The 12,929-nt window shown below is 46.5% G+C and carries 11 protein-coding genes; 4 read left to right on the forward strand and 7 right to left on the reverse strand.

Annotated features, from left to right (window positions below):
- Positions 1-237: 237 nt before the first annotated feature.
- The gene (locus tag MHB80_RS24180; RefSeq protein ID WP_341279361.1) at positions 238-852 is read right to left on the reverse strand and encodes an RNA polymerase subunit sigma-24; all 615 of its coding nucleotides are present in this window, start codon (positions 850-852) and stop codon (positions 238-240) included.
- 303 nt (positions 853-1,155) lie between these two features.
- Between MHB80_RS24180 and MHB80_RS24185 the strand changes: the two genes are divergently transcribed.
- Positions 1,156-1,584, forward strand: coding sequence for a helix-turn-helix domain-containing protein (locus MHB80_RS24185; protein ID WP_341279362.1), 429 nt, complete (start codon positions 1,156-1,158; stop codon positions 1,582-1,584).
- Positions 1,585-1,592: 8 nt separating this feature from the next.
- Positions 1,593-2,003 (forward strand): ImmA/IrrE family metallo-endopeptidase, encoded by a 411-nt coding sequence (locus MHB80_RS24190; protein ID WP_341279363.1) that lies wholly within the window; start codon positions 1,593-1,595, stop codon positions 2,001-2,003.
- A gap of 88 nt (positions 2,004-2,091) precedes the next feature.
- Here the strand turns inward: MHB80_RS24190 and MHB80_RS24195 are convergent, their stop codons facing one another.
- From MHB80_RS24195 to MHB80_RS24210, 4 genes are all read right to left on the reverse strand, one after another.
- Entirely contained in the window at positions 2,092-2,571 is a 480-nt protein-coding gene (locus MHB80_RS24195) for a GAF domain-containing protein (protein WP_341279364.1), read from the reverse strand.
- A 3-nt stretch (positions 2,572-2,574) separates the two neighbouring features.
- Positions 2,575-3,870 (reverse strand): homocysteine synthase, encoded by a 1,296-nt coding sequence (locus tag MHB80_RS24200; protein WP_341279365.1) that lies wholly within the window; start codon positions 3,868-3,870, stop codon positions 2,575-2,577.
- Between the two features lie 212 nt (positions 3,871-4,082).
- On the reverse strand, positions 4,083-5,198 hold the full coding sequence (locus tag MHB80_RS24205) for a stalk domain-containing protein (protein ID WP_341279366.1): 1,116 nt from the start codon (positions 5,196-5,198) through the stop codon (positions 4,083-4,085).
- Positions 5,199-5,310: 112 nt separating this feature from the next.
- The gene (locus MHB80_RS24210) at positions 5,311-6,738 is read right to left on the reverse strand and encodes an aldehyde dehydrogenase family protein (RefSeq protein ID WP_341279367.1); all 1,428 of its coding nucleotides are present in this window, start codon (positions 6,736-6,738) and stop codon (positions 5,311-5,313) included.
- A 248-nt stretch (positions 6,739-6,986) separates the two neighbouring features.
- On the opposite strand from MHB80_RS24210, the gene MHB80_RS24215 reads away from it, so the two are divergent.
- Positions 6,987-8,225: an MFS transporter gene (locus MHB80_RS24215; RefSeq protein ID WP_341279368.1), complete on the forward strand. Its 1,239-nt coding sequence runs from the start codon at positions 6,987-6,989 to the stop codon at positions 8,223-8,225.
- A gap of 473 nt (positions 8,226-8,698) precedes the next feature.
- Here the strand turns inward: MHB80_RS24215 and MHB80_RS24220 are convergent, their stop codons facing one another.
- Positions 8,699-11,113, reverse strand: a complete 2,415-nt coding sequence (locus tag MHB80_RS24220) for an S-layer homology domain-containing protein (RefSeq protein WP_341279369.1) — start codon at positions 11,111-11,113, stop codon at positions 8,699-8,701.
- Between the two features lie 433 nt (positions 11,114-11,546).
- On the opposite strand from MHB80_RS24220, the gene MHB80_RS24225 reads away from it, so the two are divergent.
- Positions 11,547-12,524, forward strand: coding sequence for a tRNA-dihydrouridine synthase (locus tag MHB80_RS24225; RefSeq protein WP_341279370.1), 978 nt, complete (start codon positions 11,547-11,549; stop codon positions 12,522-12,524).
- Positions 12,525-12,717: 193 nt separating this feature from the next.
- Here the strand turns inward: MHB80_RS24225 and MHB80_RS24230 are convergent, their stop codons facing one another.
- Positions 12,718-12,927 carry a hypothetical protein gene (locus MHB80_RS24230; RefSeq protein ID WP_341279371.1) on the reverse strand — a complete coding sequence of 70 codons (210 nt, stop codon included), beginning with the start codon at positions 12,925-12,927 and terminating at the stop codon, positions 12,718-12,720.
- Positions 12,928-12,929 lie beyond the last annotated feature (2 nt).

Genomic DNA, 12,929 nt, shown 5'->3' on the forward strand with positions numbered 1-12,929 from the left:
ACCTTGCGGCTCTGTTGCCGCCTCTCTCGGCGATTACCAGCCTTGACGCTGTTGTAAAGCTTCCTTCACCTGGAGCTACATGTCCTCACCCCCTTCCATATTGAGATATTTAAATTACTTATAATTTTGAAAAGAGGATTTAAAATACCTTTCAAGCATCGCTTGCTGCCGTTGCTCATTTGGTGACAATATCATAATAACACGGTTTTGAAGGCTATTTCGGACACTGGGCGGACACTATACGGACATAAACCGGACAATCTCGGAAACCGCTTTTTGACGCCATCTGCGGAAGGTGCGATCGACGATTCCGAGCTCCGATGCGACGAAATCTGCTGGCTTTCCTTCAATATATCGAAGCCTGAGCAGCGTCGCATATTCAGGGAAACAAGCTTCCAGCGCTTCCAGTGACTCATCAATCATTTGCAGCTGACGCTCCAAATCCTGCAGCTCGCTCAAACGCTCAATAACACCTTCATAACCTTCCGGCGCTGCGCCTGCCCTCGCCTCAATAACTTTAGCGATTTTGCGGCTGAGCTCCTGCACGAGCTGTTCTTCATCGGCATTGCCCGGCTGAATTTGCTTTACTTCTCTTAATTGAGCCTTCGTTCCCGCCGGATATTTCGTTAAATGCGCATGTGCCAGCTGCTCCAGCTGCTGCTCCTGCTTGTCCAAGTACATATAAGAAGGAATCCCGCGCAGCTGGCGATGAAGCTCCTGAAGCTTGTCATCCTCATAGACCGTGCTCACCGTCAGACCGCTTCCAACCTTTTGCCTCTCAATCAGCTTCTTTCTGGCAGTGAGACGCTTATACGACTTTAATTGCTCAATAGTCAATTTTTCTACGTCCATTAAAATACCCTCTTCCTATTTATTTAAGTATTTTTATTACCCCACGTTTTAAAAAAATAATAGCATCTCTACGATATTGACAATACCATCGTTAAAAGGTAAACTATAAATATAGTATTAAAAATACGTTTTAGCCGCTTTCAAGGCTTATATACTCGCTTTCAAATGCTTCACTTGCTATTTTCAGTAGCATTTGCTGAATTCGTTCATAGCCGCTGTAACGACTGTGAATTCTATTATAATTGATATTTATAATACCGTCAAGTATTATAAATACCTTTTCGAGAGACGGAGGGTATTACCATGGCGATGGGAGCAAGGATCAAGCAATTGCGCACACAACGAGGGCTAACGCAGCAGGAAATTGCTGAACAGCTTGGCATGGGACGTTCAAATTTTGGGCATATCGAAAACGATCGTGTCGTTCCAACTAGTGAGGATTTGCAGAAAATTGCAGACATTTTGCATACGACTGCCGACTATTTGCTCGGACGCCGCGATGCGTTTGCGGAGCACGTGCCGGACTGGGCAACTGCCAAAGACAAACGGGATTTCAAAAAAATGCTGGAGGAAGACGGAGAAGTCATGTTTGATGGCGTTCCGATGAGCCAGGGCGACCGCCAGCGTGTCATGGATGTGCTGACCGGACTATTCTGGGAAGCTAAGCAGATGAACAAACGTGCTCCCAAACCAGAGATAACGGACAAAACAACAGATCATACCGAAGGGTAGGTGCTGCCATGGACAAACTAATACTGCGCCTTGTACGAAAATTCCAGACAAGAGATCCTTTTGTGATCGCAAACGGTTTGGGTATCCATATTCGTTATGCCGATCTGGGGCATGAAACGCGAGGCTTTTATTATAAGAAGCTGCGCCGTCGATTTATCGTCATACACGAGCGTCTGCCGGATGACTGGCAGCGTTTTGTGTGCGCGCATGAGCTGGGACATGACCGCCTGCATCCCGGCTTTAGCCGTTTTTGGCTGGACGAGCAGTCCTTTATCAATGTTGGAAAATATGAGCGCCAAGCGAATAAATTCGCCGTCCGCCTGCTGACCTCAGGTGACACGATCGGCCGCTCGGAATCGATCGGCGAGCTGCTGCAGCGCAACGGCGTGCCAAAGGAAATGGATAAGTTTTATTTTTAGCTGCTTCATTCATGGAAAATAGAAAGGAAACCACCAAGAGCTCCAGAACGCCAATCGGCGGCTTGGAGCTCTTGGTGCTGCAATTATTTTATAAATACTTCTCCAAAATATTCACAAACGCCGTCAACGTCGCCAAATCCGTCTCATCAAACCGCGAGAATTGCGGACTATCGATGTCGAGCACGCCAATAACCGCTCCATCCCGTTTCAAGGGAATGACCAGCTCGGAATTCGATGCGCTGTCGCAGGCAATATGGCCGGGAAATTGATGCACATCCGCTACCAATACCGCCTCGCCGCGGCTAACCGCTGTTCCACAAACACCTCTGCCCACTTTGATGCGCGTACATGCCGGCTTGCCTTGGAAAGGTCCGAGTACAAGCTCCTCCCCATCCAGCAAATAAAAGCCAACCCAGTTAATATCGCTCAAAAATTGCTGGAGCAGCGCCGAAGCATTGGCCAAATTAGCCAGCTGGCTGGGCTCATCTTCGATAAGCCCCTCCAATTGCTTCAGCAGCAGGCGTTCGTTCTCTTCTTTTGTTCCTGTATAAAGTTGTTCAGTAAACATTACTTACTCCTGACTGATTTTGATCGCTTGCTCCAAATCATAAATAATATCGTCAATGCCTTCTGTGCCGACAGATAAACGAATGAGTCCAGGCGTAACGCCGGATGCAAGCTGGCTTTGCTCATCGAGCTGTTGATGCGTTGTGCTTGCAGGATGGATAATGAGCGACTTCGAATCGCCGACGTTGGCAAGATGTGAAAATAGCTCCACGCCATGAATCAGCTTTTTGCCTGCTTCCACGCCGCCTTTAATGCCGAAGCTGATAATGGCGCCTTGGCCCTTCGGCAAATATTTTTGCGCCAGCGCATGCGATGCATGGCTTGCGAGACCCGGATAGCTTACCCATTCCACTGATTCGTGCTGTTCCAAATAATTGGCGACGGCAAGGGCATTAGAGCTGTGGCGTTCCATACGCAAATGCAGCGTTTCAAGTCCTTGCAGCAGCAGGAACGAGTTGAATGGCGACAACGAAGCTCCCATATCGCGAAGCAGCTGCACGCGTGCTTTAATAATGTAAGCAATTGCACCAACAGCTTGCGTATACACAAGACCATGGTAGCTTGGGTCCGGCTCAGTCAGACCTGGGAATTTGTCATTTTGCGCCCAGTCGAATTTTCCTCCGTCTACAATAACGCCACCAATGGACGTTCCGTGACCGCCAATGAACTTCGTCGCCGAGTGTACAACGATGTCTGCTCCATGTTCAATGGGACGAAGCAAATACGGGCTTGGGAATGTATTGTCCACGATAAGCGGAATGCCATTCTCATGGGCAACCGCAGCAACCGCTTCAATATCGAGCACATCGCCGCGCGGGTTGCCAATCGTTTCAGCGAAGACCGCCTTCGTATTAGCATTAATAGCCTTGCGGAAATTTTCCGGATCGGACGAATCAACAAAATGCACTTTAATGCCGAGCTTCGGCAGCGTATGGGCGAACAGGTTGTATGTGCCTCCATACAGGCTGGCTGAGGAAACAATTTCATCGCCTGCAGATGCAATGTTCAGAATGGAATAAGTGATCGCTGCTGAACCGGATGCCACGCCAAGTGCGCCAACTCCGCCTTCAAGCTCAGTAATCCGCTTCTCGAACACATCTGTCGTTGGGTTCATAATACGCGTATAGATATTGCCAAATTCCTCAAGACCAAACAATCTTGCCGCATGATCTGTATCTTTAAAGCCATAGGAAGTGGTCTGATAAATCGGTACTGCACGCGATTGTGTTGCTGGATCAATTTGCTGACCTGCGTGTACCGCTAAAGTTTCAGGTGAATATTGTCTCTCTTGCTTAGCCATTATAAAAAACCTCCCAGAACGTTAGTTTTTCAAGCTTACGAATATAACACCCTGCGTCATCACTATTCCTACCATAAAAGTAGGAATTAAAAACGATTATAGCAGATCTATGCAAAATTATACAGTAGGGAGACAAGCTTTCATACAAAAAAATATTCCGCCAGCCCTTGACAGAACTGACGGAATACTGATTAAGCAATCAACGTTTACACTTACTCAAACGCCTCAAATGGCGTCACAAACTCCGGCATGCCTTCGGCATAAGACGTATATTCATACTGCTCGAAAGCAATGGCGATTCCCTCATGCTTCAAATAGAAGGAACGATTCGATTTAATGCCATTGAACGGTGCAATCAGCGGCAGCTTGCGTTCTTTAATTTGCTTGTTAATCGAAGCATTAATAATGGATAAATATTTCGAGTTGTAATCGGCAGCTTCCTTCAGCGTCAGCAGCTCCCCGTTACCCAGATCAAACGTATAAGGCACGCGGATCGTTATGCCATGCGCTCCGCCCAGGTAGGAGTAATAATCCACATACAGGCTGAGTCTTCCCTGTTCATTATAGGTCACGTTAAATGCGCCCTCGAAGGCAGCCATGGGCAACGTTGTACCCGGATTTTTTTTGATGTAAGCTGCATTTGCGGCCGTTGCTTTAGAAAGATCCTTCTGTCCCGCTGCCGCATAGGACTCCGCTTCCTGCTTCAAATACGTATTGATTTTACCCTCAACTGTTTTATCCTTGAGGTCTTCGATAACCGGATAATTGACGAGCAGCGTTTGCTTGTCGTTATTTTCCTGAATCGTGCCCAGCGCAACCGTAAGCTCATTTTCCTCAATCGTGTTAATGACTACCGTCTTGCTGCCTTTCTCATAGGAAATGCCGTAGCCCATTCGTTCCAGCAAAAAACGCAGCGGCACATAAGCCGAGCCTTTATAAATAAGCGCTGGGTCACCGTATGTCTTCTGACCATTGATGACATAGCTGCCATCCTCCGGATTCGCCGTCAACTTGCGGCCTCTTCCATCGAGTGTAATCGTGCGGCTATTCACATTCCACGTAATATCCAGACCCAGCTTCTCGTTGAGCGAGCGAATGCCAATATAAGTACTGCCGTTAATGTTAATCGTCGGGATGGAATATTTGTAGTCGTCAATGATAAACGGTTGTGGGACGACGCGATAGGTTTGCACAGCCGTTGCCGCTGCTGCCTTCTCCATTGTGGGAAAACCGAATGCTGCAGGCGAAGCGCCTACTATAAGACTTGCTGCCAGAATCGAAGCAAGTGTACGTTTGTAAGTCATCGTTTTAAAAGGATTCATATTCATATTCATCTTCCTCTCCGTGAGTTCATTATCATTGTAGACGCTCATACCACCCGATAAGTTACAAACTAGGTTTAAAAAATAAGGCTTGAACGGGATGCGACGAATCGCCCTGCTACTTGTTCCGATTCACAATAACCAGTTTCATCTCCAGCATTTCTTCCACTGCATATTTAATGCCCTCGCGCCCGGTGCCGCTGAGCTTCACGCCGCCGTAAGGCATTTGATCGACGCGAAACGTAGGAATATCGTTGATTAGAACGCCGCCCACATGCAGCGCATCCGCCGCATCAAGCGCTTTGCCAATATTTTGCGTAAAAATGCCTGCTTGCAGGCCGTAATCGGAAGCGTTCACCTGCTGAATGCCTTCCTCAATGCTGCTAATTTTATTGATTATCACAATGGGTGCAAACACTTCCTTGCAGGAAACCTTCGCCTCTGCTGGCACCTGAAGCAGCACGGTCGGCTGCATAACGCCTTGCTCATCGACTCGGCCCCCAATAGCCAGCTCGGCACCAAGCTGGACTGCTTCCTCCACCCAATTCATCGCCCGCTTCGTCGCTGTCTCCGAGATGAGCGAGGATACATCCGTATGTTCGCTCAGCGGATCGCCTGTCCGCAGCGCTGCTGCCAAAGCTACAAATCTATGCACAAAAGCTTCATACAGGTCCTCCACGACAAAAATCCGCTGCAGCGATATGCAAATTTGTCCTTGATACGAATAGGCTCCGGTTACACAACGTGCAGCAACAGCATCGACATCACTATCGTGATCAATGATGACTGCGGAATTGGAGCCCAGCTCCAGCGTCACCCGCTTCAGTCCCGCCTGCTTGCGAATGCCTATTCCGACCTCCGGGCTGCCGGTGAACGTAATCATCTTCACACGGGAATCCTGCACCAGCCTCTCGCCAAGCAGCTTGCCGTCTCCACTAATGACATTGAGCGCTCCCGGCGGCAGGCCAGCCTCCTCGAACAGCTTGGCAATAAAATAAGCGGATAGCGGCGTCTGCGGAGCGGGCTTCAGCACAACGGTATTGCCTGCCGCAAGCGCGGGTCCGACTTTATGCGCAACCAGGTTTAGCGGAAAATTAAACGGCGTAATCGCGCCAATGACGCCAAGCGGCTCGCGCAGTGTATAGGCAAGACGACCTTCACCGCCGGGCGCTGCGTCTAGCGGCACCATCTCGCCATGAATCCGCTTCGCTTCTTCCGCGGCAAATTGATACGTTTGCACGGTGCGGTCCACCTCGGCGCGAGCCGTCTTAATCGGCTTTGCCGCCTCCATAGCTATGATCCGCGCCGCTTCTTCCTTGCGTTCCCGCAAAAGCGAGGCCACCTTGGCCAAAATCTCCGCCCGGCGATAGGCGGGCAGCTTACGCATAACGGCGCCCGCTTCCAGCGCCGCCTCAATCGCTTGATCAACCTGCTCGATCCCTGCACTCGCTACCTCTGCAATAACCTCGCCTGAATAAGGCGAACGTAATGAATCGTACTGCTGCGCACTTGCTTCTTGGCCATTCAAATACAAATTTTGTTTCATTGAAGCCCGTCCTTTCTCTAACCAAACGATACCTATTCACAAGCCCTATTTAACTATTTATAACCATAATTCGGGCCATTGAAGCGAAATCCCTTCTAGTACGCTTGATTCAAGCTTCATTTACATTCATATCCTTATACTTTCGCAATGGCCGTTGAAAAAGCTTATATTGAATTCAAGCGGGCGAGTCTTTACAATGAGCAGGTACCAATTTACTTTTTTACTTTCTTAAAAGGTGGCTATTGCAAATGTTCAACCGACTTCGTACCGTTAACAAAAATTATGCGCTGCAGCTCGCAGCTATTTTCATCGGTTTTATTGTGTTCGGTATTTCTGAAAATGTAAAAGGACCCGCGATTCCTCGGATCCAATACGATTTCACCCTCGATGAGCAGCAGCTTGGCTCCTTGCTCTCGCTAAACGCGCTCGGCTATATGCTTGCTTGCTCATTCACAGCCTTTCTAACGCGCAAGTTTGGCGTCAAGCTTGTCACGCTGGTTGCTTTCGGCTCGATGGTTCTCTCAGGCGTCCTTATATTCTTTTCCAAAAGCTATACCTTTTTCGGAGCCTCCTATTTCCTCATGTATATCGGCAATGGCATGCTGGAAATTGCGCTTGCCGTCATTGGGGCACGCATCTTCGTGCGCAATGTCGGAACGATGATGAACTTATCCCATTTTTTCTATGGGCTCAGCTCGACCGTTGCCCCGATGATTGCTTCGGGCCTCATTACAGTAAGCGTCTACGGCCATATTCTGGATTGGCGCGGCATGTATCTCATCATGCTTTCGCTATGCCTCATTCCGATGATCCCGACGCTGCTCAGCAAATTTCCCGGCGATGATGCAGCGGATGGTCCACGCTCCGGCTTTCGGGAGCTAATGCGTGATCCGGCCTTGTGGCTGATCGCGCTCATTCTCACCTTCGGCGTCGTCGCAGAGCTTGCGGTAGGCGGCTGGCTCGTCAACTTTTTGGAGAAGGCTTACGCTTGGCAAAATGTATCCGCATCCGGCATGCTGTCCGCCTTCTTCCTCTGCTTCGCTGGCGCGCGGCTGCTGCTTGGCCCGCTTACGGACAAAATCGGCTTCAACCTGTCGCTGCTGCTCTTCGCCGGCGTATCGTCGATCTGTACGTTTATCGCAGTGTGGGGCGGCGAATCACTGGCGTTTCTGTTCGCTGCTGCCGGAATCGGCATCGCTCCGATTTATCCGACCGTTATGGCCTTCATCGCGAGGCGCTACCCGCGCGGCAGCGAATCCGCCATTACCTTTACGGTCACGATCATGGGGATCGGCAGCGTTATTTTCAACTATTTGATTGGCGCTGTTACCCAGCTGGTGAAAAATACGTACGGGGCCGAGACGCAAATTGGCTTGCTGCGCGGACTTCAAGCCGGCTACGGCTTCATCGGCCTCTGCCTGCTCTTATGCGCGATAACCGGCGTCATCCTCTACCGTTATTTAGCGGCGCGAAAAGAGCTCATCTAGCAGCTTGTCCGCCTGCTTAAACCCTATTCAGCCTATTCTGCCAATAGATCCGATTTTAATTAAACGGCCTGACCGATTCGTGGGGCGCAAGTCTGTGCTCCGTGGTTCAGTCAGGCCGCTTTTCCTTTATCCTTGAAAGCAGTCATAACATCCGGCGTAGACCGACATACAAAGTGATCTAAACTTCCCTATGAAACCAAGCTCTTGTGCATAAGCATCTTCAATGCATGATGGAAACAGAAACCACGTTGTATTTTTGAAGCGTCTATCATAAAAAAGACTACCTCCTTGGTTTAGGAAGTAGTCGATGCTGTAGAAATTAGTTTTAATTCATAGAAATTACAGCTATCTTTGTGCTAAATTTCAACCTATACTCTCTCAGGATAATGATCTCTACAAACTGTTAATTTCCCAAAATGCGAGCAGCGTACAAAGTGTAGATTATGCTCGTGGAAAGGCTTTGTTCATTTAGCTTAAATTAGCTCAGACTTTTTAAGAAGCCGTTGTATCATGACTGCAGCCTCAGCTCGCGTAATGTACGCTTTAGGAGCAAGAAGGGCATTATTCTTGCCTATAATAATACCAGCTTGTACAGCGTCGGCTATGCTCTCTCTTGCCCAATCCGAAACACCAGCCGCATCTTTGAATGAACTTATCCACTCTCCTACAGGTTGTGAAGATAGTTTCTCTTCCAGGCCTGTGATTGTCATCGCCTTGACAATAATAGACATCGCCTGTTCTCGGGTAATCCGATCATTAGGACGGAAAGTCCCGTCTTCATAACCGCTAATTAATTGGTATTCATAAGCTGCGTTAATTGCGCTGCTATACCACTCTGAATCTTTAACATCTGTGAATCGAGCTGCTCCATTCTCCAATTTCAATCCCAATCCACGAACAATAAACTCCGTGAATTCAGCACGAGTAATGTTTTGATCGGGTTTAAAATTATCAATATCGACTCCTGTTATGACCATGCGAGAAGCCATATCATTCACCGTATCCTTGGCCCAATGCTTTTCCACATCCTTGAATATCATTGGATTCCATATAACCGTGTACATACTGTTAGTCAAACTGCTAATTTTTGCGTGGTATTTGTCTTCGATCTGAATAATTTGGGTGGGTACATGTCGAACGGTTCCGTCTGCCTCAATAACAACACCAGTTGTAATGTTATTTGGATCCACACTCTCTGGAATTGCGATTGTTCGTTCAACGTAGTTGTCAAACAGCGATAGATCGACGACTACATTGCCGTATACAGCCTTTACAGTAAAGTTAATTGTCGGTGTTACAATTTTAAATTTCCCATTCTTGGCTGCATTTTCAACTAATTTAATCATATCTGCTGTAGGTAGAGAAACTTCAACTTGGAAAGTAATATCTCGCAAATTAACCGAACTTCCGATTTGGTCAGATATAAAATCCAAATCGATTTGATCAACAGGAAGCGTATAAGTCGCTTTATCCGTATGCAATGCTAGAATCACAAGATTGTCTAGCATGTGTTTGACCATCTGACCATTCAGATCAACTTTAATCTTATCTGCATTATCTGTTACTTGTATCGTGACTACTGCACCTTTACCTTCATCCGCGATTTTCTCCTCATATTTAGCCTGATCGAGGATAACGGTTGTCACGGTTTGATTATCTATCTTAGTCCTAATAGCCTTGCCCAGATTCTCAACCTTGCCATTGATTAGAACGTCGATACTCGTGTCCGAAATCTCAGGCATGGTCGAAGATGATGTTTGTCCATTATTATTACTCGATTGCACTGCATTCACTGTGAAGCTTACTTGAAAGCTTTCGCTGATTCCATTATCCGCTGTCAAGGTCACGGTCTCTGTATATATACCTGCTGACAGTCCCGTCTTCGGTCGGATTTGAAGAACCGCTGAATTTACTCCAGCTCCTAATGTATCTGCTGGCAACGTGCCTGCCATGAACGCGCTGCCGCTATAGCTGATACCCAAATTCGTAATCGGCTCTGTCCCTACCTTTGTGAGAATTAAGGGAAGAGAATCTGTGTAGAACCCGTATCCTACGTTTCGAGGATCGAATGTGTGGGTGCCGGTTACTGATAAGCTAAGCGTGGATGGGACAGAATTCACTGTGAAGCTTACTTGAAAGCTTTCGCTGATTCCATTATCCGCTGTAAAGGTTACGGTCTCTGTATGTACACCTGCTGACAGTCCCGTCTTCGGTCGGATTTGAAGAACTGCTGAATTTACTCCAGCTCCTAATGTATCTGCTGGCAACGTGCCTGCCATGAATGCGCTGCCGCTATAGCTGATACCTAAATTCGTAATCGGCTCTGTCCCTACCTTTGTGAGAATTAAGGGAAGAGAATCTGTGTAGAACCCGTATCCTACGTTTCGAGGATCGAACGTGTGGGTGCCAGTTACCGATAAGCTAAGCGTGGATGGGACAGAATTCACTGTGAAGCTTACTTGAAAGCTTTCGCTGATTCCATTATCCGCTGTCAAGGTTACGGTCTCTGTATGTACACCTGCTGACAGTCCCGTCTTCGGTCGGATTTGAAGAACTGCTGAATTTACTCCAGCTCCTAATGTATCTGCTGGCAACGTGCCTGCCATGAATGCGCTGCCGCTATAGCTGATACCTAAATTCGTAATCGCCTCTGTCCCTACCTTTGTGAGAATTAAGGGAAGAGAATCTGTGTAGAACCCGTATCCTACGTTTCGAGGATCGAATGTGTGGGTGCCGGTTACTGATAAGCTAAGCGTGGATGGTGATGCAGCTTGTACAATGTGACCTTGAAAATTAAACAAAACTGTTACCAGTGTTAAGAAAATAGCCAGTGCTCTTTTCAAAATCCTGATCGACAATATTCGGTTTATTGCTTCCCGTCCCTGCAAAATAAATCCCCCCAAGTCATATATAGAAATATAGTATTAATATTCGTCATAATCCAACAAATTCCTTGATAAAAATTGTGCATTTTGTAATTTCCCCAAAAATTTTTATAATACATAGCTGCGCTTCGAGCTGTATTGGCTTTCTTGTTAAAGACGATAGTTGCGAGTATGATGTTAGTTTTTCTATCCGAACCCCCTTAAAAATCAGTCCTATATTTCCAAGTCAATATGATGTGTTTGCAGTGTTCGTGGTCAAAATGTGACCATGGAATTATTCAAGCATATGTTTCCTATGCGGGAACAACTCGATAGGTCACTCGATCACACAATTGAATCTGTGCATCAAACGAAAAAAAATGATATTATGTATGGTGGGTAAAGGACTTTGCTATCGCTTATTTGGTTTTTATATGATGCAACAAGAGGAGATAATATGAGTAACGAACAAAATTTTTGGCTAGACTTACCAAAGCCATTTTTTATATTAGCGCCAATGGAAGATGTCACAGATGTTGTATTTCGTCACGTCGTTAGTGAAGCTGCAAAACCCGACGTATTTTTCACAGAATTCACAAATACAGAAAGTTATTGTCACCCTGTAGGAAAAGACAGTGTCCGTGGTCGATTAACGTTTACAGAAGATGAGCAACCGATTGTCGCTCATATTTGGGGCAATAAACCTGCATTTTTTGAACAGATGAGTATGGATATGAAAAAACTTGGTTTTCGTGGTATTGATTTAAACATGGGCTGCCCCGTACAAAACGTCGCCTCCAATGGGAAAGGCGCGGGATTAATACAGCATCCTGAAGTTGCAGCAGAAATTATTCAAGCCGCAAAAGCAGGTGGATTGCCGGTTAGTGTTAAAACAAGATTGGGTTACCACGCTATTGACGAGTGGCGCGATTGGTTAGGACATATATTGAAGCAAGATATTGCGAATCTTTCCATTCACCTTCGTACCAAAAAAGAGATGAGTAAAGTAGCTGCGCACTGGGAACTAATCCCTGAAATAAAAAAATTACGCGATGAAATGGCTCCAAATACGTTGTTAACGATTAATGGAGATATTCCTGACCGCGCAACCGGATTAAAATTAGTAGAACAATACGGCGTCGATGGCGTCATGATAGGCCGCGGCATTTTCACCAATCCATTCGCTTTTGAAAAAGAACCTAAAGAGCATAGCGCGAAGGATTTTCTCCATTTACTTCTTTTACAGTTGGATCTTCACGATAAATATTCAAAAGAAATTCTGCCGCGTTCATTTAAACCGCTTCTTCGCTTTTTCAAAATCTATGTTCGTGGATTTAGAGGCGCAGGCGAACTAAGAAACCAATTAATGGATACCACATCAACAGATGAAGTACGTCGTTTAGTAAAAGCGGTTTTAGAGCAAGAATTAGATTGAAAGATTAAAAATAAGAGACCTCTCAAGAGTTCAATGAACTTAGGGAAGGTCTCTTATTTTGGATTGCCCACATTGCGGTGGCCCCGAGATAGCGCCGTTATTTTTTAAAGATTCTTTTAATATCAAAAAGCTACATATAAAAAAAGAGCTCAAATGCGAGCTCTTTTTATCTCATTGAACGATGTGGTGGTATTTAAAGATCACTGGTCCGTTCACAGTTCATTCCTGGAATGTAGACCCTATCCCAGGAACCGCCCTTTTCATGGGTTTTATTAACTAGATCAACAGCCGAATAATCTTCAAACTTTACCAATACTTCTAAGATAAAATCCATAACTCTTATCCCACTTTCACTGGACAACACTTTCAGCATGGGAGCAGTTCCTGTCAGACCATTTGGCATAT

Origin of the sequence: Paenibacillus sp. FSL H8-0537 (genome assembly GCF_038051995.1) — a bacterium.
Classification (GTDB): Bacteria; Bacillota; Bacilli; order Paenibacillales; family Paenibacillaceae; genus Pristimantibacillus.

Excerpts from the sequence above, each read along its gene's own strand:
- MHB80_RS24225 (WP_341279370.1), top strand. The coding sequence starts at position 11,547 with ATGAGTAACGAACAAAATTTTTGGCTAGACTTACCAAAGCCATTTTTT.
- MHB80_RS24185 (WP_341279362.1), top strand. The coding sequence starts at position 1,156 with ATGGCGATGGGAGCAAGGATCAAGCAATTGCGCACACAACGAGGGCTA.
- MHB80_RS24230 (WP_341279371.1), bottom strand. The coding sequence starts at position 12,927 with ATGCCAAATGGTCTGACAGGAACTGCTCCCATGCTGAAAGTGTTGTCC.
- MHB80_RS24215 (WP_341279368.1), top strand. The coding sequence starts at position 6,987 with ATGTTCAACCGACTTCGTACCGTTAACAAAAATTATGCGCTGCAGCTC.
- MHB80_RS24195 (WP_341279364.1), bottom strand. The coding sequence starts at position 2,571 with ATGTTTACTGAACAACTTTATACAGGAACAAAAGAAGAGAACGAACGC.
- MHB80_RS24190 (WP_341279363.1), top strand. The coding sequence starts at position 1,593 with ATGGACAAACTAATACTGCGCCTTGTACGAAAATTCCAGACAAGAGAT.
- MHB80_RS24200 (WP_341279365.1), bottom strand. The coding sequence starts at position 3,870 with ATGGCTAAGCAAGAGAGACAATATTCACCTGAAACTTTAGCGGTACAC.
- MHB80_RS24210 (WP_341279367.1), bottom strand. The coding sequence starts at position 6,738 with ATGAAACAAAATTTGTATTTGAATGGCCAAGAAGCAAGTGCGCAGCAG.
- MHB80_RS24205 (WP_341279366.1), bottom strand. The coding sequence starts at position 5,198 with ATGAATATGAATCCTTTTAAAACGATGACTTACAAACGTACACTTGCT.
- MHB80_RS24180 (WP_341279361.1), bottom strand. The coding sequence starts at position 852 with ATGGACGTAGAAAAATTGACTATTGAGCAATTAAAGTCGTATAAGCGT.